The organism is Pseudomonas sp. YeP6b (assembly GCF_025642995.1).
Lineage (GTDB): Bacteria > Pseudomonadota > Gammaproteobacteria > Pseudomonadales > Pseudomonadaceae > Aquipseudomonas.
In genome coordinates, this window is sequence record NZ_CP080090.1 from 4,347,479 (window position 1) to 4,367,433 (window position 19,955).

At 58.1% G+C, this 19,955-nt stretch carries 23 protein-coding genes and 1 pseudogene; 12 read left to right on the forward strand and 12 right to left on the reverse strand.

Features of this window, described 5'->3' with window-relative positions; translation table 11 throughout:
• Window positions 1-2 precede the first annotated feature (2 nt).
• The 5 genes from KZH41_RS19455 to KZH41_RS19475 are packed head-to-tail and all read right to left on the reverse strand — an operon-like array spanning window position 3 to window position 3,816.
• Window positions 3-1,319: a tyrosine-type recombinase/integrase gene (locus KZH41_RS19455; RefSeq protein ID WP_263273522.1), complete on the reverse strand. Its 1,317-nt coding sequence runs from the start codon at window positions 1,317-1,319 to the stop codon at window positions 3-5.
• Complete coding sequence (locus tag KZH41_RS19460; protein WP_263273523.1) at window positions 1,316-1,525, reverse strand: hypothetical protein; 210 nt, start codon at window positions 1,523-1,525, stop codon at window positions 1,316-1,318. The genes KZH41_RS19455 and KZH41_RS19460 overlap by 4 nt, the downstream gene beginning before the upstream one ends.
• Complete coding sequence (gene dnaB, locus KZH41_RS19465; RefSeq protein WP_263273524.1) at window positions 1,525-2,895, reverse strand: replicative DNA helicase; 1,371 nt, start codon at window positions 2,893-2,895, stop codon at window positions 1,525-1,527. The genes KZH41_RS19460 and dnaB overlap by 1 nt, the downstream gene beginning before the upstream one ends.
• Window positions 2,888-3,595, reverse strand: coding sequence for a helix-turn-helix domain-containing protein (locus tag KZH41_RS19470; RefSeq protein WP_263273525.1), 708 nt, complete (start codon window positions 3,593-3,595; stop codon window positions 2,888-2,890). Before KZH41_RS19470 ends, dnaB begins: the two co-directional genes overlap by 8 nt.
• Window positions 3,592-3,816, reverse strand: a complete 225-nt coding sequence (locus tag KZH41_RS19475) for a hypothetical protein (protein WP_263273526.1) — start codon at window positions 3,814-3,816, stop codon at window positions 3,592-3,594. Before KZH41_RS19475 ends, KZH41_RS19470 begins: the two co-directional genes overlap by 4 nt.
• Before the next feature lie 137 nt (window positions 3,817-3,953).
• Here KZH41_RS19475 and KZH41_RS19480 point away from each other — a divergent pair, with 137 nt between their 5' ends.
• Window positions 3,954-4,199, forward strand: a complete 246-nt coding sequence (locus KZH41_RS19480; RefSeq protein ID WP_263273527.1) for a hypothetical protein — start codon at window positions 3,954-3,956, stop codon at window positions 4,197-4,199.
• A gap of 136 nt (window positions 4,200-4,335) precedes the next feature.
• Here the strand turns inward: KZH41_RS19480 and KZH41_RS19485 are convergent, their stop codons facing one another.
• Window positions 4,336-4,542 (reverse strand): Cro/CI family transcriptional regulator, encoded by a 207-nt coding sequence (locus KZH41_RS19485; RefSeq protein ID WP_263273528.1) that lies wholly within the window; start codon window positions 4,540-4,542, stop codon window positions 4,336-4,338.
• 105 nt (window positions 4,543-4,647) lie between these two features.
• Here KZH41_RS19485 and KZH41_RS19490 point away from each other — a divergent pair, with 105 nt between their 5' ends.
• The 3 genes from KZH41_RS19490 (at window position 4,648) to KZH41_RS19500 (ending at window position 6,489) form a co-directional block, all read left to right on the forward strand.
• On the forward strand, window positions 4,648-5,427 hold the full coding sequence (locus KZH41_RS19490; RefSeq protein WP_263273529.1) for a S24 family peptidase: 780 nt from the start codon (window positions 4,648-4,650) through the stop codon (window positions 5,425-5,427).
• 377 nt (window positions 5,428-5,804) lie between these two features.
• On the forward strand, window positions 5,805-6,185 hold the full coding sequence (locus KZH41_RS19495; RefSeq protein ID WP_263273530.1) for a LuxR C-terminal-related transcriptional regulator: 381 nt from the start codon (window positions 5,805-5,807) through the stop codon (window positions 6,183-6,185).
• Between the two features lie 22 nt (window positions 6,186-6,207).
• The gene (locus KZH41_RS19500; protein WP_263273531.1) at window positions 6,208-6,489 is read left to right on the forward strand and encodes a hypothetical protein; all 282 of its coding nucleotides are present in this window, start codon (window positions 6,208-6,210) and stop codon (window positions 6,487-6,489) included.
• A gap of 77 nt (window positions 6,490-6,566) precedes the next feature.
• On the opposite strand, the gene KZH41_RS19505 is transcribed toward KZH41_RS19500, so the two are convergent.
• Window positions 6,567-7,109, reverse strand: a complete 543-nt coding sequence (locus KZH41_RS19505; RefSeq protein ID WP_263273532.1) for an ABC transporter permease — start codon at window positions 7,107-7,109, stop codon at window positions 6,567-6,569.
• A 92-nt stretch (window positions 7,110-7,201) separates the two neighbouring features.
• Here KZH41_RS19505 and KZH41_RS30520 point away from each other — a divergent pair.
• Window positions 7,202-8,124, forward strand: a pseudogene (locus KZH41_RS30520) (DNA cytosine methyltransferase).
• 14 nt (window positions 8,125-8,138) lie between these two features.
• Here the strand turns inward: KZH41_RS30520 and KZH41_RS19520 are convergent.
• From KZH41_RS19520 to KZH41_RS19530, 3 genes are all read right to left on the reverse strand, one after another.
• On the reverse strand, window positions 8,139-8,792 hold the full coding sequence (locus KZH41_RS19520; protein ID WP_263273533.1) for a hypothetical protein: 654 nt from the start codon (window positions 8,790-8,792) through the stop codon (window positions 8,139-8,141).
• A gap of 130 nt (window positions 8,793-8,922) precedes the next feature.
• Entirely contained in the window at window positions 8,923-9,180 is a 258-nt protein-coding gene (locus KZH41_RS19525; RefSeq protein ID WP_263273534.1) for a hypothetical protein, read from the reverse strand.
• 74 nt (window positions 9,181-9,254) lie between these two features.
• A complete protein-coding gene (locus tag KZH41_RS19530) occupies window positions 9,255-9,656 on the reverse strand; it encodes a hypothetical protein (protein WP_263273535.1) in 402 nt (133 codons plus the stop codon).
• A 271-nt stretch (window positions 9,657-9,927) separates the two neighbouring features.
• Here KZH41_RS19530 and KZH41_RS19535 point away from each other — a divergent pair, with 271 nt between their 5' ends.
• From KZH41_RS19535 to pbpG, 3 genes are all read left to right on the forward strand, one after another.
• Window positions 9,928-10,272, forward strand: a complete 345-nt coding sequence (locus KZH41_RS19535) for a hypothetical protein (protein ID WP_263273536.1) — start codon at window positions 9,928-9,930, stop codon at window positions 10,270-10,272.
• Window positions 10,173-11,309: a site-specific integrase gene (locus tag KZH41_RS19540; protein ID WP_263275123.1), complete on the forward strand. Its 1,137-nt coding sequence runs from the start codon at window positions 10,173-10,175 to the stop codon at window positions 11,307-11,309. Before KZH41_RS19535 ends, KZH41_RS19540 begins: the two co-directional genes overlap by 100 nt.
• A 134-nt stretch (window positions 11,310-11,443) precedes the next feature.
• A complete protein-coding gene (pbpG, locus tag KZH41_RS19545) occupies window positions 11,444-12,367 on the forward strand; it encodes a D-alanyl-D-alanine endopeptidase (RefSeq protein WP_263273537.1) in 924 nt (307 codons plus the stop codon).
• A 136-nt stretch (window positions 12,368-12,503) separates the two neighbouring features.
• On the opposite strand, the gene KZH41_RS19550 is transcribed toward pbpG, so the two are convergent.
• The gene (locus tag KZH41_RS19550; protein ID WP_263273538.1) at window positions 12,504-13,166 is read right to left on the reverse strand and encodes a peptidase C39 family protein; all 663 of its coding nucleotides are present in this window, start codon (window positions 13,164-13,166) and stop codon (window positions 12,504-12,506) included.
• A 211-nt stretch (window positions 13,167-13,377) separates the two neighbouring features.
• On the opposite strand from KZH41_RS19550, the gene KZH41_RS19555 reads away from it, so the two are divergent.
• Window positions 13,378-13,539, forward strand: a complete 162-nt coding sequence (locus tag KZH41_RS19555) for a hypothetical protein (RefSeq protein WP_176462951.1) — start codon at window positions 13,378-13,380, stop codon at window positions 13,537-13,539.
• On the opposite strand, the gene KZH41_RS19560 is transcribed toward KZH41_RS19555, so the two are convergent.
• Window positions 13,536-13,946, reverse strand: coding sequence for a hypothetical protein (locus tag KZH41_RS19560; RefSeq protein ID WP_263273539.1), 411 nt, complete (start codon window positions 13,944-13,946; stop codon window positions 13,536-13,538). The two genes, KZH41_RS19555 and KZH41_RS19560, sit on opposite strands and share 4 nt — an antisense overlap.
• 214 nt (window positions 13,947-14,160) lie before the next feature.
• Here KZH41_RS19560 and KZH41_RS19565 point away from each other — a divergent pair, with 214 nt between their 5' ends.
• From KZH41_RS19565 to KZH41_RS19575, 3 genes are read left to right on the forward strand one after another with little or no spacing between them, the layout of a single operon-like run.
• The gene (locus KZH41_RS19565; protein WP_263273540.1) at window positions 14,161-17,382 is read left to right on the forward strand and encodes an efflux RND transporter permease subunit; all 3,222 of its coding nucleotides are present in this window, start codon (window positions 14,161-14,163) and stop codon (window positions 17,380-17,382) included.
• Window positions 17,372-18,538, forward strand: coding sequence for an efflux RND transporter periplasmic adaptor subunit (locus KZH41_RS19570; protein WP_094951477.1), 1,167 nt, complete (start codon window positions 17,372-17,374; stop codon window positions 18,536-18,538). The genes KZH41_RS19565 and KZH41_RS19570 overlap by 11 nt, the downstream gene beginning before the upstream one ends.
• Window positions 18,522-19,940: an efflux transporter outer membrane subunit gene (locus tag KZH41_RS19575; RefSeq protein ID WP_263273541.1), complete on the forward strand. Its 1,419-nt coding sequence runs from the start codon at window positions 18,522-18,524 to the stop codon at window positions 19,938-19,940. Before KZH41_RS19570 ends, KZH41_RS19575 begins: the two co-directional genes overlap by 17 nt.
• Window positions 19,941-19,955: the final 15 nt, after the last annotated feature.

Below are 19,955 nucleotides of genomic sequence, written 5' to 3' on the forward strand. Positions count from 1 at the left end.
TTTCAGTACTCCCCCAGGCACTTACAAACCTCGCCCTTAACAAATTGTGGTTCTGGCTCGCAGGCCCCGCCGTTCAAGGCGTCTACGAGGTTTTGCGAATCTTCATATCTAACGCCTGTCTGCGCGTGAATCGCCTTGAAGCCGCGCGCGTCTAACCAGTTGTGCCACTTCACCAACGCCAAGCGGCGCGCCTCTTTAGCCTGAGTGTTGATGTACGTCGAGGCGATCCTGCCGAGCGAGTGGTTGAGCAGCATCTCGCCGATGTGGCCGTCGACGCCGAGGTCAGTCCAGGCAGTTCGGGCCACCTTGCGCAGGTCGTGACTGGTCCAGGCGCCCTGCCCTAACCGGGTGAATACAGCGCTGGCTTGATTGTCGCTCAGCGGCTTGCCACGGCGCGAAGGGAACAGAAAGGCCCCGTCGTAGCCCTGGGCAGTCTGGCGTTCGCGGTAACGGCGCAGCAGTGCACACACCTGATCGGTCAGTGGCACGCGCAGTTCGGTTTTGGTCTTGGTGTGTTCGGCGGGCAGGAACCATTCACGCTCAGGCAGCGCAATGTCAGCCCACCGCGCCTGGCGGGTTTCACCGATCCGGGTGCCGTGGCACAACATCATCAAGGCCAGCATGGCGTCACCTGGCGCGCTGTCGAAACGCTCAGCCAGCAACGTCACCAGTTCGGGTAACTGCACATCGCGCAGACGGGCGGGCTTGGGCTGGATGCGCGCCGTGGTGAAGTGGCTGAACTTGAGTTCGGCCGTAGGGTTAAAAGGGATCAGGTCCAACTTGCGCGCCTGACGGAAGGCCATGGCGACCAGGCGAAACAGCTGCTGAACGTACGACAGCGACAGCTCCTCCTGGGCGGGCCACATCAGCAACTTGTCCAAGGTCTGGGCGCTCACGTCAGCGAGCGGCAAATCATCCAGACGCGGCTTGAGCTGGCAACTGATCGCGGACTTGATCGCTTTCCGGCGCTTATCGGACAGCGCGCGCGACTTGGCCATGCGCTCACCGAACCAGTCCAGCAGCTCCCCCACCGTCACCCACCCCGAAACGCTGGCGGCACCATCAGCGGCAACGCGCAGTCGTACCGCCGGCAAGGCCGCGATCACCTGTTTTGTGTTCAGGTCAGGAAAGGCGCCGATGCGGTGCCATTGGCGCTTATTGAGCAAGTACCAGGAGCCACGCGCACGGTTCTTCGCAAAACGAAAATGCAGGGCCGGGTGACTGGCGTCCCGCAGGTCGCGCACGTGCTCAAGCTTGGCATTGCGCGCGATCTCGGCATCCGACAGCTTCACCGTGAGGGTTTGGATTAGCGTGCTCAAAACGCGCCCTCCTCCGGATTAAGTAGGTCGATAACCTCAAACGTCGACGGCCACATCTGGCCGCCGTATCGAACTGCCATGGACTTATCGAAAAAAAGCGCCAATGCATGATCCGGCGCACTTCCCAAGTCTATTTTGGAAGAGCAGCAAAACACCGCGTAGCGGTACAGGTCAGGTTTGGGAACGGCGAGGCGGGATTCAGCCATCAGAATTTATCCTTTGATTTGTAGCGGTCGCGCATGTTGTTGACCTTTTCGGGTTTGGTCGGCTCAACCCAGCCAGCGGCGAGCTGTTCGAACCGGCTGTACTGACCGTGGAAAGCGGCACGCACGGTGCCGCCGGCAATGTCACGGCCCTTGCCGATAATGATTTCGGCAATGCCTTTGGCTTCGGAGTGTTCGTGATAGACCTCGTCGCGGTACACGAACAGGATGATGTCCGCGTCCTGCTCGATGGCGCCGGATTCGCGCAGGTCAGAACACAGCGGGCGCTTGTTGGGGCGCTCTTCGCATTTACGGGAGAGCTGGCTGAGCAGAACCACCGGGACGCCCAGCTCGCGGGCCATGAGCTTCGCGGTGCGTGTCATGTGGCTGACTTCCTGCTCACGACTGGACGTGCGCGAGTCGGACTCCACCAATTGCAGGTAGTCGATGACAATGAGGTCCAAGCCATACCGACGCTTATGGCGGCGAGCCGCCGAGCGCAGTCGATTCATTGACATCGACGCGCGATCCGACAGGAACAGATTCGACTTCTTGAGCTTGCCGGCGGCACTCATCAGCTCGGCGCCGTGGGTGTTAGGGGCTTTGCCATTTTTGATCAGCTGTAGCGGCACTCGCCCTTCGGACGCCATGAAGCGATCCATCAAGCCCGTGTTATCCATTTCCAAACTGAACGCCATCACGCTTTTGCCATCACGGATAGCCGCGTGAGACGCGATGTTCATGGCGAGCGTGGTTTTGCCCATGGCTGGACGGCCAGCAATGACGATCAGTTGGCCAGGCTTGAGCCCTTGCAGCTTCTCGTCCAAATCAGGAATGCCCGTGGACAGGCCGTCAATTTCATCACCACGATCAGCCCGGGCCTGCAGTACCTCGATGTAGTCGTTGAGAAAGTCCTCAGCCTTGACCACTTCGGATGTTGCCGATTGGCTGTCAATGGCGTGGGACTCAGCCTGTACCGCTGCAACCTTGTCAGCCGCCGGCTGGTCACCGTAGGCAATGTCGTTGATCCGCACGCTTAGCTCGATGATCGACCTATCCAGGCTGCGCTCACGAACCGTCCCAGCGTAGGAAGCGGCGTTTGCAACGCTTGGCGTATTGCGGGCAATTTCTGCGGCATAGGCAAACGAACTCGCACCACCAGGGAGATCCCCCACGTAAACCCCGACGGTCACGATATCGACGGGATGACCATCAGCGTGCAAGGCCAAAATCCCGCGATACAGCTCGGCATTGTCCTCGTAGTAAAAGTCCTCGGGCACCAGATCGGCGGCCAGTACGTCGATCAGCTCAGGGCGTAGGAACATCGCCCCCAGCACACCGTGTTCGGCTTCCAGGCTGTAGGGATCACGCATTGTAATTACCCTCAACGACCTTCACGAAGTTGCTCGGGGCAATCAGCCAATCGAAGTTGCAGCGAAAAGGATTCCCGCCAGAAGCCGAAACCTTACCCATCAGAAACTCGCTGGAGCGCACCAGGGCAAAGTACTCAGCCCAGAAACTGAGATCCTGATGAACATCGCTTTCGTTCCAACGTGCGTTGACCTTGGCAATTCGATCCTTGGTCAACAACATGACCCGAGGTAATTCCGGGATCGTTGCGTTGAACAAATCGACGATTGCCTGGGTTGGGCATTTCGACTTCGAAATTTTCGTTGGTTGCTCAGCTCCAACAAGAGGTGATGGTTCACTTGATGGTTCTATTACGGTTCTGGGTGCGGCTGCTGCGGGGGTTTGTGTCGTGAGCTGCGGGGGTGATGGTGCATCTGCTGCGGGGCGCGCGTCCTGCGGGGGTGCATAAGATGCGGGGGTTAGGGTGTAAATCGTCGAACGCCCCATCCGCTCCCGGACAGACAAAATGCCCACCTGACCCAGCCACTTTATAGCGGCCTGAACAGTCCTTTCTGCGAGGCATGTCCGCTCAGAGATGCGAGCGACCGAAGGCCAGCAGACACCCTCGTCATTTGCATTGTCAGCCAGCGAAATTAGGACTGCTTTTTGCGGGCCACTCATGCCTTGCAACGGCCAGCACAGGCTCATGATGATGGTACTCATGCTGGAACATCCTGGGCAGAAGCTGAGGACGCCTTCAAATGATTGAGGCATGCTTGGCGAAATTTAGACTTGGAGGCATGCGAGTACTGGCCGCCGATCATGAGGGCGGCATTCATCGCAGCGAATTGATTTTGATCGAGGTGTAGCGACACCATTTCTGGACGCTCGGAGGGTGTCGCGACATCTCCGAAGCGGTTGACTGCGGGGGCGTTATTGATCATTATTCGTCTCGTTGTGAAGCTGTACCAAACCGCCCTGCCAGGCGGTTTTTTTATGCCTGCGATTCAGGCGTTTTGGGTGTCTGGTGCATCCGTGGTAACTTTTTGATTCCACTCGAAAAAGTCCAAGGAGACCGGACATGTCAAACGGTTCACATATCAATCCAATTGCTGGCTGGGAATTCAAAAGCGTCGAGCAGATGCAGTTGCTTCTGCTGGAAATCAGCTACGTTTCAACCCCCTTTCAGAATCCTGATGAGGCTCAAAAAACTCCGACCCTTGCGCTGACCGCTCAACAAGCTCGAGAGCTGAGTGAGGCACTGAGAAGATCTGCAGAACGTCTTGAAGCCGTACCGATGAAAGCTCCTGCAGGTCCGAAGCACTGACCGTAAACGGAGCGCTCTGAATGGGTGCTCCAATCTCCCCTGACTTCCGCATTTCTATTCCCTCCCTATGCACTGTATGAATTAACAGCTGATACGTACTCGCTTCCGCACATCAGCAAATCGCCAGATAATTGCCTCAATCGACGACTGCAAGCCTCGCGGCCTGAGAAGGAAACGGACGCAATTCTGTAGCCCTGCACGTTCCGTCAGGATTCTCAATGACTCGGATATCCCTTCCAGCCGATATGGCTTTGTGAATAGCCGGCGGTGACACTCGGAGCTGCCGCGCGGCTTCTGACTGCCCCTTTCTGGCCACAAACTCATCGAGCGAGCTTTCTTTCATGGTCGTGCCTCAAATTTCCTTTGGGGCAATATTAACCATCTGTTAACTTTTATTCAATACCGATGGTTTCTTCCAGATGTTAACCAATGGTTATAGATTGAGTGCATGACGAAGAAGCGAATCCTCCCGCCCGATAGGCTTGCCGAGTGCATTGCCGCTCACGAACTTTTCTTGGCAAAGAAAAACGAACTGAAACTTAGTCAGCGAAAAATCGCGGATGCGGCGGGAATGACACCTTCCGCAGTGAACCTTTACTTCAAAGGTATCAATCCACTAAACGCTCAGTTCGCAGCCGTACTATCTGAGCAACTGCAAGTGCCGGTTGAGCGCTTTAGTCCTAGGCTTGCGGAGGAAATTGACAAGCTCACTAGGGCTGCACCAGAGCGCCCCGCCGTGGAGAGCAACGCAGTTTTGCTGGGTCCAATGGATGTTTGGGACGACGACACGCCACTGGATGATGATGAGGTCTACGTGCCATTCCTTAAGGAAGTGGAGCTATCCGCAGGAACTGGAAGGACCGCAATCGAGCGATCCCCAAAACAAAAACTGCGATTCGGAAAGAAGACACTGCGGCGCCAGGGCGTGCAGCCTTCAGAAGCCGTTTGCGTAACAGTCGCGGGCAACAGCATGGAACCCGTGCTGCCCGATGGAAGCACCGTAGGCGTCGATCGCGGCACAACATCCATCATTGACGGGAAGATGTACGCGCTAGATCACGGAGGACAGCTACGAGTCAAAACCCTCTATCGCCTCCCTGGCGGCGGGATAAGAATGCGAAGCTTCAACCGGGATGAGCACCCGGACGAGGAATACACGCAGACAGACATGCTTAATAACGAAATTGCCGTACTTGGAAGAGTCTTCTGGTCGTCTGCCCTTTGGTGATAACTCCCGGCCACAAAACAATCCCGCCCTCGAGCGGGATTTTTTTGCTCAAAGCAAAATAATTAACCATCGGTATTGACCGCTATAATAAACCGATGGTTAACTATCCGTCATCGCCGGATAACAACCGGCCAGATGGAAGGCAGCGATGGACCGGCCTAAACGGTACAGAGGGTTGGCAACTGACCCGGGCGTGCAGCGTAAAGCGCCAAGACGAGTTATCCAGCGGGAGAACAAGCCGAAGGGCCCGCGGCTGGACAAACAATTTGATGGGGCCGGCGGCGACGCCAGTAGCGGGAAGCCGGCAGACGACACCAGAAGATTTCACGTCAGCGCCTGTATCGGGCGCTTTCGGAAAACAACCGGGAGTCAAAGCGATGGACGAAATCATCAGCGGCGCATGGAAGGGTCACCTCGGACGCGGCCTCGCGCCGAAGGAATTGCAGTATCTACTGGGCACCGCCCAGGGCATGACGGCCAAAGAAATAGCCCGACAGTTCGACGTGGCAGCCTGCACCGTGGCAAAGCGTCTTTCATGCGCGATGTTCAAGCTCGGCGTAACCCGCCAGACCGCGATGATTGCAGAGGCGATGCGCCGCCAGATCATCTCACCGATGTGCTTTGCACTGGCCGCGCTGATTGCCATGCACGCAATGATCGGCGACGACGCTATGCGACGTGACCGCCGGATTCCAGAACGCCGTACCGCCCAGGTACGAATGGTGCGGCACTCAGAGCAACCCGTACTGCTTGCCTAATTCAAACCTTGAGGAAAAAGACATGCCCCCATCAATTCAAGAGCGCACTGAAGGGCTTGCGGCCCTTCGTATCCGCGCAACCATTGCCACTACCGCGATGTACACCTTGATCGGCAAGGAGCAGCCCGTGCAAGAGGTTCGCTTCCAGGTAGTCAACAAGGGTACCGGGGCCTATCACGTCGTAGAGCGCTCCACCGGCAAGGTGATGGGCATGTGCTTCACCTGGAAGGCAGCAATCAACCGCGCCCAAGTGCTGGAGGCTCGTGCCGACGGCAAGAAGGTTTACATCGAAGGGTGGACTTAGGGACGAGCGAGAGAGCATCAGCAACCAGATGCGACCGCGCCGTGGCAGGCACGGCTTGATCTGCCAGAACATAAAATTTATCGGCGGGTGCCCCCTGAAAAAGGAGCCTTGGAAACAGGTAGATCACCAGATTTTATATTCGCTATTGTTGCATCAACCAATGGTCGGAAGCTTGGGTCTTTGTACATGAAAGTTAATATAGCCAGCGTCCGAGCGGCAGCACCATCGAAAGTAAATCGTTGATTTGAGAAATTACAGTTTTCAAAACCTAGTCCTGATTGCGCATCTATCACTATTTCAGTCCCGTCAAATTTGCAGCTCAGGAATTTCTTTCCGCACGCATTAACTCTCTCAACACCATATTGTCTGTCGGCAATCAATTCCAACGGCCCATCGGCCTGTTGCTTTTTACGAGTGCCATAAAATATCCATCCGAAAAAAACTATCACGAAAATCAGCAGTACTAACCATGACGGAATCGTAAGGGTTTTCGAAAGATAGTCCCTATAAAGAACCTCCCAACTAACTAACAGCCCAACAATAACTCCAATCAAGGTAAGACAAAACATCAGTACCACTATAAAAGGGTTTTTTGTAAGAAACTCTGCTAGGTATTTCATTTTACGTCCCCGACTTATAGCTGATCCGGCTCCATGCCGGTCACCCGTAATACCCCATATCAACGAATCACGCCAGCCGGCGAGGATCCCATATGCTCACAGCAATTGACTTGTTTTCTGGTTTCGGCGGATGGACGCGCGGCGGGAAAGACGCCGGGCTAAATGTTCTTTGGGCAGCCAACCACTGGCCGGCAGCCGTGGAGTGGCACACCAAGAACAACCCGGAAACACAACATGTGTGCCAGGACCTGCACCAAGCTGATTGGTCGAAGGTGCCAAAGCACGACGTGATGCTGGCCTCTCCTTGCTGCCAGGGCCACACCAAGGCACGCGGCAAGGCGTCAGGCAACCCACAGCACGACAACTCGCGCTCGACGGCCTGGGCGCGGTGGCGAATGCAGAGGTCAACAGACCCGACTTCGCAATCATCGAGAACGTGCCGGAGTTCATGGACTGGATTCTCTACCCGGCCTGGGCCGACGCGATGCAGCGCCTGGGTTACTCGCTGGCTCCGCACATCGTGGACTGCGCCGACCTCGGGGTTCCTCAGCACCGGGTGCGGCTGTTCATGGTCTGCTCACGCAGTAAGGCACCACTACACGTGCAGCTACAGCAACACCAGCACGTGCCAGCCAGCGAGATTATCGACTTCAGCGCCGGCAAGTGGTCGCCGATCATCAAGCCAGGCCGGGCCGAATCCACGCTGACCCGCGTGAAGAACGGCCGGAAACGGTTCGGAGATCGCTTCGTAATGCCCTACTACGGTTCCGGGTCTGGGCTCACCGGCCGCAGCCTGGACCGACCAATCGGCACCATCACTACCCTGGACCGCTGGGCAGTAGTCGACGGTGACAGAATGCGCATGATCACCGCCGCTGAGGCCATGGCCGCCCAGTCCTTCCCGAAAGATACCCTCCGCCCGGATAATCATAAATTGACCATGCACATGACTGGGAACGCCGTACCGCCATTGGCCGGCCAACGCATAATTGAGGCGCTAATGGCATGTGGCTAGGCCAGTTAAAAATATCACCTTGCGCGGCTTCGTACCTCGGTCTCTAGAGTGGCGAGCTCTTCCATCCAGCGCTCAATTAACTGCCGATTTGCGGAAATTTTCTTCCATCGCCTAAAGTTGATCGCCGGTTCTGGTGATACGTCGTAGAGAGTGGCGCTTACAAACTCACCATAATTAGCCACCTCTCTCAAGCCAATGATGAAGTAGACCATCTGACTTGAAATAGCTGTGACAGGTATTTCACGGAGCATTGCAGCTGCTTGGTTGAGCTCATGCAGAAGAGAGTCACTTTTGGAGCCGCATAATTGGGTTCCGAAAAACGAAGACGTTGGCTGAGCGTATACCTCAAGCCTGGCGTACAAGCCCTCCATATGAACCATTAATGCGTAAGTAGCACTCATCCCATTCAAGCGCTCACTAAGGGTTTCTTCTGCTCGGTCATTCCGCTGTTGTCTGCTTTGAAAATAGGGCAAAGCAATAGCAACTATAATTGCCACAAATGCGCCAATTGCTTGGGCCCAGCCAGCCGAATCAGCAGGCAGCCACCCATTGCGAACCCAGTATGCAACTGACCCCACAAGCAACCAAAGTGTTGAGCCTGCAACAAGCAGAATCCATATCGTCCATATGGTGTATTGAGCAATTCGTTCAAAAAAATACCTTTCCAACCCGCCTCCTGAACACACAAAATTTAGCGCAGCCCCTCATCACCAGCAAGTGGCGTTGTGACTGGGTCTTTTGGTCAACTGTTTGAAGGTACTTTGCAGCACCTAAAACGGAACGATTAAATGACGCGGCTTATGAAGCAAGTTTCCCAAGAAGAATTCTGCTTTGCTTTTCCATATCATCATAAGCGAATTCGATCCTGACTGCGTGTATACGATTTATATTTTGAAGGCCGATCAATTTTTGGTCTTCAGGATCTGAATCATCGCTCTCTTCCTCACGAAATGTAACGTCGATCATGGCATCTTTAGCGACTCTTACCATCTCGCCCAAGACTGTAGGTGAACACTTAAACTGCTCTAGCTCGGCATTAGATAAAAGAACCATCATTACGTCCCATGCTTTACCGAATTCGGAAAGATGATCAAACCAATTCCTTTGATCTTCGTCTGGAAAATCATCCGCTAAAGCCCGTCATTGCGAGAGCGGAGATATTCTGCAAGGTGATTCGACAAGCTCGCCAAGTAAATACGGGGATGAGTTGCACCATGTAAAAAGCTTCTCACCGCAATCACTGCATCGTATTTTTTTTGAAGCTGGAATTGCGCTTTCCAGGAGCTCAATGCAAAAACTGCCGTTACAGCGGCTCCTACCGTGGCAATGCTTGATACGGCTCCCAAAAAAGCTATAAAGCCTAACTGACTATCTTTCGTAAAAATGAAGCCGAAGACAGATCCAGCGAAAAACAGCAGCAGGCAATATAGAAATATTAGCCAGCGCTCACCATAAATATTCCCCATACATCCATCCGTCCGCAATAGTGCATTGGAGAATACCCCGATGTCTGAAATAAAAGAACGCCCCATCTTGATCTCGCCACCGATTGTGCGTGCCAGCCTGGAAGGCCGGAGCGCGCTGTCAATACTACGGCACCGCGTTTGCTTCGATGTTCGCATTCCAGGCCATCAATGGACCGCCAGAGTTGGGAGGGTGATCGCCGGCGGCCCAACCATCACCGTCGCAGCCTGCCGCGCTATCGCAGTCCGCAGCCTGGGCGATGTCATCGATATCCCATCCGAACTCATCTAACCCCAACCCCCTAAATGCCTGCCGGTGACCGGCGGGCGAGGTATTCCTATGTCGGAAGCACAGCAAACACAGGAGCCCTTTCAGCTCGACAAGGTACCGGAAGCCCGGATGGCCGAGATCATCTGCACCACCAAGCGAGCATTGGAAGGCAAGCGTGACCGAGGCGTTATCCCTGAAGGTGTCTGGAACAAAATAGATGGCCGGATTTTTTATAGCTTAAGGAGATATGAAGCATGGCTAGAAAGCCAATGGGCCTGCCCACAGGAGTTGAATTCGCTGGTCAGTCCGTTCGCATTCGCTTCACCTGGCGAGGCGAGCGGCGCTGCGAGACTCTCGCACACCCACAAACACCAAAAGGGATTAAAGCGGCAGCCGATCTACGCGATCAAGTAATAAGCCTGGCTAAGCATGGGGTTCTGGATGATCAGCGGTACGCTGAGCTGTTCCCGAATTCCAGCTACATGCCTGTTTCGTTAGTGATGACGTTCGGCGAGTATGCCCAGGCCTGGATCAATAGCTTGGAGATCGTGCCCGGCACCCGCAGAAACTATCGAGCAACGATCAACACCTACTGGATGCCGTGGCTTGGCCAACTCCCGATCACGGCAATCACCACCATGGTGCTACGTAGGATCATCAGCGAAACCGTATGGGAAACCCAGTCGATCAAGCGCGAGTCCATAGCCAGGGTCACTTCGTTGCTCAAGTCTGCGGTGCAGGATGAGTTGATCGACCGCAATCCGGCTACACCGATCAAGCTCCCCAAGAAAGCAAAGAAGCAGGTTGATCCGTTCTCCGGGGAAGAGGCGGCGGCAATAATTGAGTGGATGTACGCAAATTTCCAAAAGCCTGGCGCGCGGATATTTGCTGCCTACTTTGAGTTTGCTTTTTATAGCGGGATGAGGACGGGAGAGATAGCGGCATTACGCTGGGATGAGGTCGACATGGGCACACGCACTGCGCACGTCTGCCGTATCGTTGTGGATGGAGAGGTAGAGGAGCGCACCAAGACGAAGTACGCGAGGACGGTGATGCTTAACAGTCGCGCGCTGAACGCTTTGCAGCAGGCCAGGCAGATCGCCGACGACCGTTTGTTGCAGCGGAGGAGGATCAAAAAAGAGTCGCCGTACGTATTCCCGCCGTCGGGCAGCTCGGAGTTTATCGGCCGCCCCTCTCAGACCGGAGAGCAATTCGCCAAGGCTTTGGCGGCCCTGCAAATACGGCCTCGGCCCCAGTACAACTGCCGCCATACATATGCCACTATGTGTTTGATGGCTGGAATGAACTCTGCCTTCATCGCGGGACAGCTCGGGCACAGTATCCAGGTGCTGCTGACGACCTATGCGAAATGGCTCGCTTCAACGACGGATTGGTCAGAAGTTGGAAAGCTTGAACAAGCAATGATTGGTACAAAATCGGTACAACCCTAACCAATCATCGGCTTACAGCCTTTATTTAAAGGCTCTCTATCGCTTTCTGATCCATACTCATAAAATGTAACGGCATTTGTCATATAACCCGTTTCCCAACGGTATTTCCTTACTATTTTAGCGAGTTCATCCGCGTGAAAATTCGTCTCTCTATCGTCAGCCTATTTTTTGCATTCACAGGCACCTTTGCGCACGCCGCCGAAACCACCCTGGCGCCGCGTGATACCTCCAAACTGCAAATCGCTTCCGGCAGCGCCATGCTGGTCGACCTGCAGACCAACAAAGTCATCTATTCCAGCAACCCCGACGTCGTGGTGCCGATCGCCTCGGTGAGCAAGCTGATGACCGGCCTGATCGTGCTGGAAGCCAAGCAGAATATGGACGAATACATCGACATCAACATCAAGGACACGCCGGAAATGAAAGGCGTGTTCTCCCGGGTGAAAATCGGCAGTGAAATGCCGCGCAAAGAAATGCTGCTGATTGCCCTGATGTCGTCGGAAAACCGCGCCGCCGCCAGCCTGGCCCACCACTACCCGGGCGGCTACCCAGCGTTTATCGCGGCGATGAACGCCAAGGCCAAGGCGCTGGGCATGACCAGCACGCACTATGTCGAGCCTACCGGCCTGTCGATTCACAACGTGTCCACCGCCCGTGACCTGAGCAAGTTGCTGGCCTATGCGCGCAAGTTTCCGATGCTGAGCCAGTTGAGCACCACCAAGGAAAAGACCGTGTCGTTCCGCAAGCCCAACTACACCTTGGGTTTCTCCAACACCGACCACCTGATCAACCGCAACAACTGGGATATCAAGCTGACCAAGACCGGTTTCACCAACCAAGCCGGCCACTGCCTGGTGCTGGTGACCAGCATGGGTAACCGTCCGGTGTCGCTGGTAATCCTGGATGCTTTCGGCAAGTTCACCCACTTTGCCGATGCCAGCCGCATTCGCAGCTGGATCGAGACCGGCAAGGGCGGTTCGGTGCCGGACGTCGCACTGCGCTACAAGGCTGATAAGAACTTGAAGAATCGCCCGAATGCGGCGCAGGTAAGTCGCTAAAACAACGCAGATCTAATCTGGCAGCTGGCTTTTGTGGGAGCTGGCTTGCCTGCGATGGCATCAACTAGGTCCACCTGAAAAACCGAGTTGCCGGCATCGCGGGCAAGCCCGGCTCCCACACCAGCCCACTCGCACATTATTTTCTTTCCGCCAACACCTTGAGCGCCTGCGCCGCCGCCTGCTCCTGCCCGGCTTGCGCGGTAGCATTGGCTGCCTCGCGCCAGCGCTGCGCATCGACATTGGCCGGCAATTGGCTCGGGCGCTGGGTCAGGATTGCCCAGTGGCCGGCGCTCTTCCAGGCCGACTCAAAATCGCTGAAGCTCATCAACAGCCGCCGCTCCATGCCTGAGCGCAACAGCACCGTACTTTTCTGCTGATTGAACCCCACCACCACGACGTAGCGCGTCCCGGACCAGACGCTCGGGTTGATCCGCGCCATCACCGGGTAACCCGCCGCCACCTGCGCCAGCACCGCCGTCAGCTGGGTATCCAGTGGATACACCATCAGCCCGTATTCACGCGCCAGCACCTGCATGTTGCGCTCAAGGTCCGCCTCGCCGCCCGGCAAGTGCAGGGGCTTATCGAGCAAGCCGGGTGTCATCACAATGCCTTGTTGCGACAGCATGCTGGCTAACGCCGAGGGGCCACTCAGGTAAGCCTCGCTGCGAAAGGTCGGCACGCCATTGAGTTCGACACGCTCCGGCAGGCCCGCCAATTTCGAGGGGTGCCCGGAACACGCCGCGAGCCCCAGGGCGCACGCCAGCAGCAGGGAGGTTTTAACGTTCGACCGTAACCGCAATGTTTTACTCGCTTGATCAACTGCCGGTAAGGGCCATGATCATAGGATGCTCAGCCACGCGGGTATAGCCCGAGGCGTTAGTAAAATGCGCTGGATAGAGCAAACAAGTTGGATGCACTCGACCATTGGTCAATAGCAGGCAACCGCCGGGTAGCTAGACTGTCCATTGAGAAGACTGTGTGTGCCCCGTGCGGGGCGAAAGGAGGCCCGAATGAGCCTTGCAACAACGATTTTCCTGTTGGTCTGCGGTTGGCTGGCGGTCGCCGGCGCCATGCTGTGGGGGGTCATGCGCGTGACCCGGCGGCACCATCACCCCCACGTCAACCCCTGCGCACCGGCCAAGCCGCATAAGGCCGCGGTGCACCATGCTTAGCCAGGCATGCAATTGAAGTCTTGAGTCGCCGCGACTTCCTTGCCGTGACCGTCCTTGAGGACGGCGCGCACGGTGGTGCCCAGGCTCGATTCAATCAATGTGTAGTGCTCACCGGCCTGGAAGTGCTTGTACTCGACCCGGCCCTGGCAGTCCTGCTGGTTATCGTCGCCCGGCTCTTCTTCGAATAACGTCACATCCAGACGATGATCCCCCGGCGTCACTTCAAAAAAGCGTCCGTCATCCACCCGCTTCCCATCCACGCGCTCGGCCATCAGGTCGTTCGGCGCCTCTTCTTTCAAACCAATCCACGCCTCGCTCGGGTCCGCTTTGGGGATGGGGCCGGCGCACGCCGACAACAACACAACAGCGCCGAGGGCGGGAATCAACAACAGGGGTTTCAGTGACATGGCAGGGCTCCAAAATTAACAATGTGCGGATCTCAAATGTGTCGCGTCCGATGGAGACAAGCTTGGAGAGCGGCCCTTTGTAGAACAAATGAATACATATGAAACGATCTTCAGCCGTTAACTAAATGTTCCTTCACCTGGCTGAAAGGTGCGTGTTAGGTGAGTCGGGCAAGACTGCCGGGGTTTGCAATTCTGCCCCCTCGGAGGTTCACGCATGCTCGGGCTAGTAAAGACCGCACTGCAAAAGCCGTACACGTTTATCGTGTTGGCCATATTCATCTGTATCGTCGGGCCGATGGCGGCCCTGAAAACCCCGACGGATGTTTTCCCCGACATCGGCATCCCAGTCGTCGCCGTGGTCTGGCAGTACAACGGCCTGTCGCCGGACGCCATGGCCGGTCGAGTGATCTACACCTACGAACGCTCCCTGAGCACCACCGTCAACGACATCGAACATATCGAATCGCAATCGCTGCCCGGCATGGGCATCGTCAAGATCTTCTTCCAGCCCGGCGTGGACATCCGCACCGCCAACGCGCAAGTGACCGCCGTGTCACAAACCGTGCTCAAGCAAATGCCACCGGGCATCACGCCGCCGCTGATCCTCAACTACAGCGCCTCCACGGTGCCGATCCTGCAAATGGCGTTCTCCAGCCCCAGCCTCTCGGAAGCCAAGATCCGCGACCTGGTGCAGAACAACATCCGCCTGCCGCTGAGCGCCCTGCCCGGCCTGGCCATGCCCACGCCCATGGGCGGCAAGCAGCGCCAGATCACCCTCGACCTCGACCCGCAAGCCCTGGCCGCCAAAGGCTTGTCGGCCCAAGACGTAGGCAACGCCCTGGCCCTGCAAAACCAGATCATCCCGGTGGGCACCGCCAAACTCGGCCCCTACGAATACACGATCTTGCTCAACAACAGCCCCAAGGCGATTGATGAGCTCAACGACCTGCCGATCAAGACCGTCGACGGCGCGCTGATCACCATCGGCCAAGTGGCCCACGTGCGTGACGGCTCGCCGCCACAGACCAATATCGTGCGCGTCGACGGCCACCGCGCGGTGCTGATGCCGGCGTTGAAAAACGGCAGCATCTCCACCTTGTCGATCATCGACGGTATCCGTCAGATGCTGCCGCGCATCAACGAAACCCTGCCACCGTCGCTGAAGACCTCGCTGCTGGGTGACGCCTCGGTGTTCGTCAAACAATCGGTGGGCAGCGTGGCCCAAGAAGGCATCATCGCCGCACTGCTGACCAGTGCGATGATCCTGCTGTTCCTCGGCAGCTGGCGTTCCACCCTGATCATCGCCGCCTCAATTCCGCTGGCAGTGCTCTCGGCCATTGCGCTGCTGGCGGTCAGTGGGCAAACCCTCAACGTGATGACCCTCGGCGGGCTGGCGTTGGCGGTGGGGATTCTGGTGGACGATGCCACGGTGACCATCGAAAACATCAACTGGCACCTGGAACAAGGCAAGGCGGTGAAGACCGCGATCCTCGACGGCGCCGCGCAAATCGTCGGCCCGGCGTTCGTCTCGCTGCTGTGCATCTGCATCGTGTTCGTGCCGATGTTCCTGCTGCAAGGCATCGCCGGTTACCTGTTCCGGCCAATGGCCCTGGCCGTGATTTTTGCCATGGCCAGCTCGTTCATCCTCTCGCGCACCTTGGTGCCGACGCTGGCGATGCTCCTGCTCAAGCCGCACACACCGGAACCGGGCGCAGGGCACCACCCGGAAGATGAATTCATCAACCACCACGAGGGTGAGCAGCACAAAAAACCACGCAATGCCGTGCTGCAATCGGTGCTGAATTTTCAGCAAGGGTTCGAGCGCCACTTCTCGAATATCCGCGACACCTACCATGGCTTGCTGATGCTCGCGCTGGGCAATCGCAAGCGCTTTATCGTCGGCTTCCTGGCCTGCGTGCTCGCCTCGTTCCTGCTGTTGCCAAGCCTGGGCCGGGACTTTTTCCCGGCCACCGACGCCGGTGCCCTCGCCCTTCACGTGCGCCTGCCACTGGGCACGCGGATTGAAGAAAGCGCGGCGGCGTTCGACCGGATTGAAGCGCGGATTCGCGAAGTGATCCCCGCCGAAGAACTCGACACCATCGTCGACAACATCGGCATTCCGCTCAGCGGCATCGACATGGCCTACAGCAGCAGCGGCACCATCGGCCCGCAGGATGGCGACATTCAAGTCAGCCTGAAAAAGGACCACGCGCCCACCGCCGACTACGTGAAAAAACTGCGTGAAGCCTTGCCGGAAAGCTTCCCCGGCAGCCACTTCGCGTTCCTGCCGGCGGACATCAGCAGCCAGATCCTCAACTTCGGCGCGCCAGCCCCGCTGGACGTGAAAATCTCCGGGCGCAGCGATGCAGAAAACCGCGCCTATGCGGTGGAACTTGAACGTCGCTTGCAACACGTACCGGGCATTGCCGACCTGCGCATCCAGCAGTCCACCGGCTACCCATCGCTGCAAGTTAACGTCGACCGCATGCGCGCCAACGGCCTGGGTATCACCGAGCGGGACGTGACCAACAGCATGGTCGCCTCCCTCGCCGGCAGCTCGCAAACCGCCCCGACCTTCTGGCTCAACCCAGCCAACGGCGTGTCGTATTCGATCGTCGCGGCAACGCCGCAATACCGCCTCGACAGCCTGCCGTCGCTGGAAGCCCTGCCGGTTACCGGTGCCGATGGCCAGTCGCAGATCCTCGGCGGTGTGGCCACCATCTCTCGTGTGCAAAGCCCGGCGGTGGTGACCCACTACAACATCGAACCGACCCTGGACCTGTACGCCAACGTGCAAGGCCGCGACCTTGGCGGCGTAGCCCGCGACGTGCAAAAGGTGCTGGATGACACCGCCACCATGCGCCCCAAAGGTGCAGTGATCAGCCTGCATGGGCAGATCGATGCGCTGCATGAAGCCTTCAGTGGTTTGAGCTTCGGCTTGCTCGGCGCCGTGGTGCTGATCTACCTGCTGATCGTGGTCAACTTCCAGTCCTGGGCCGACCCGTTCGTGATCATCACTGCCTTGCCGGCGGCGCTGGCGGGGATCGTGTGGATGCTGTTCCTCAGCGGCACCTCGCTGTCGGTGCCCGCGCTGACCGGGGCCATCTTGTGCATGGGCGTGGCCACCGCCAACTCGATCCTGGTGGTGAGCTTCTGCCGTGAACGCCTGGCCGAACATGGCGACGCGTTGAAGGCCGCGATGGAAGCCGGCTACACCCGCTTCCGGCCGGTGTGCATGACGGCCCTGGCGATGATCATCGGCATGTTGCCGCTGGCCTTGTCCGAAGAGCAGAACTCACCCCTTGGCCGGGCGGTGATCGGCGGTTTGATCTTCGCCACCGTCGCCACCCTGTTATTTGTACCCGTGGTCTTCAGCCTGGTCCACGGTCGTCACCCTACTCGCGCAGCTGCTGGAGAAACTTCACATGTCGTCTGATCACACACCCTCGCGCAAGCGTCTGATGCTCATGGGTATCGGCGGCCTGACACTGGCCGCCCTGTTGGTCGCCAACGGCCTGCACGCCCGCACGATGCACGAACAATCGGTCACCGCCTGGACCGAGACCGCCGCCGTCCCGCAAGTGATGGTGTTCCAGCCGAAACAGAACGTGGCCGGCGACACTTTGCGCCTGCCTGCGCACCTTGAAGCCTGGAGCAAGGCGCCGATTCACGCCCGCGTCAGCGGCTACTTGAAAGACTGGAAAGCCGACATCGGCACCCAAGTCAAAGCCGGGCAAATCCTCGCCGAAATCGACACCCCGGACCTTGACCAGCAACTGGCGCAGACCCACGCGCGCCTGGTGCAGGAACAGGCCAACGCACGCCTGGCCGAGACCACCGCCACACGCTGGCAAAACCTGTTGGCCAGCCACTCGGTGTCGCGTCAGGAAGCCGATGAAAAAACCTCCAACGCCGCCGCTGCCAAAGCCAATGCCGAAGCGGCCGCGGCCGACTATGCACGGCTGTCGGCACTGGAAAGCTACAAGACCCTTCGCGCGCCATTCGCCGGCACCATCACCGCACGCAACACCGATATCGGTCAGTTGATTAAGGCCGACACCGACAGCGACCCGGAACTGTTCAACATCGCCGACACCCACCAGTTGCGTCTCTACGTGCCGGTGCCGCAGAACTACGCGGCGGTGATCCACCCAGGCTTGGAGGCTGAACTGACCGTGCCCGAACACCCCGGCGAGCACTTCAAGGCGCGCCTGATCGGCGACTCCACCGCCATCGACCGCCGCTCCGGCACGCTGCTCGCGCAGTTCGTCGTCGACAACCCCAACGGCGAGTTGCTGCCCGGTGATTACGCCGAAGCGACCTTGCCGATTCCGGCGGACACCCACGGCGTGAGTATCCCCGCCAGCGCGCTGATCTTCCGTGCCCAAGGCACCCAAGTCGCGGTGCTCGATACGCAGAACCACGTGCACCTGCAAGACATCCACATCGGCCTCGACCTCGGCGAACGCCTGGTGATCGACCAAGGCCTGAAACCCGCCGACCGCGTGGTCGACAACCCGCCGGACGCCCTGCGCGAAGGCGACCCCGTGCAACTGGCCGACGCCGGAGGTGTACATGCGCCCAAGGCTTAAACCCCTGGCGGCGTTGGTGCTGCTGCTATTGCAGGGCTGCTCGATGGCGCCCACCTACAAGGTGCCGTCGGTTGACCTGCCGGCGGGCTATCGCGAACAGACCAGCGACGGCCCGTGGCACAGCGCGCAACCCTGCGACCAACTCGCTCCCGAATGGTGGAAACTCTACAATGACTCGCACCTGAATGACCTGCAACAGCAGTTGCTCAAGGCCAACCCGGATTTGGCGGCGGCGCTGGCGCATTTCGATGCGTCCCAGGCGTATGCCAGCCAATTGCACGCGGGTTTGTTCCCGCAGATCACCGCCAGTGCACAGCCATTGCGCCAGCGGCAATCGGACTCGCGACCGCTGCGTGGGGACACGCAGCCGTCGGTGTACAACAGCAATACCGCCGGGTTTTCGTTGAGCTACGACTTGGACCTGTGGGGCAAGATCCGCAACCAGGTCGCGGCGGGTGACGCCCAAGCGCAAGCATCCGGCGATGATTTGGCCGTGGCGCGCCTGAGCCTGCAACATCAGTTGGCGACGCTGTATGTGCAGCTCAATGGGCTGGATGCGCAGAGCCGGATTCTCAACAGCTCGCTGGATGATTTCAGCCAGGCGTTGCAACTGACACGCAGCCGTTACGAAGGCCAGATTGCGTCCGAACTCGACCTGACCCGGGCGCAAAACCAACTGGCCGAAGCCAAGGCGCAACTGGATGAAGTGCGCGGGCAACGCAACCTCACCGAGCATGCCATTGGCGAGCTGGTAGGCGTGGCAGCCAGCAACTTCAGCTTGCCGCCCAGCCAACAATTGATTGCGCTGCCGGGGATTCCGTCGCAGCTGCCGAGCCACCTGCTGCAACGCCGTCCGGACATTGCGGCGGCGCAACGGCGGGTGTTTGCCGCCAATGCCAATATCGGTGTGGCGAAGGCAGCGTGGTATCCGGACTTCAGCTTGACCGGGCTGATAGGCGGGCAGACGCAAGGGGTGGGTAACTTGCTGTCCGCCGGCAATCGGTATTGGGCGCTGGGGCCGTTGGTGAACTTGCCGATCTTTGATGGCGGGCGCTTGAGTGCCAATGAGCGTGAGGCCAAAGCCGAGTTTGAGGAGGCTTCGGCGCAGTACCGCAGCCATGTGCTCAAAGCCGTGCGCGAAGTGGAGGACAACCTGGCGCAGCTAAGGGATTTGCAGCAGCAAGCCCAGGATGAACAGGCGGCGGCGGATGCGGCGCAACATACGCAGTCGCTGGCGATGAATAGCTATCAAGCGGGGGCCGTGAGTTACCTCGACGTGGTGACCGCACAGACGGCGGCGTTGCAGGCGCAAAGGGCGTTGCAGGCCGTGCAGACGCGGCAGTTGCAGGCGAGCGTGGGGTTGGTGACGGCATTGGGCGGCGGTTGGCGCCCGAATGCGTGAACCACAGGCACTACC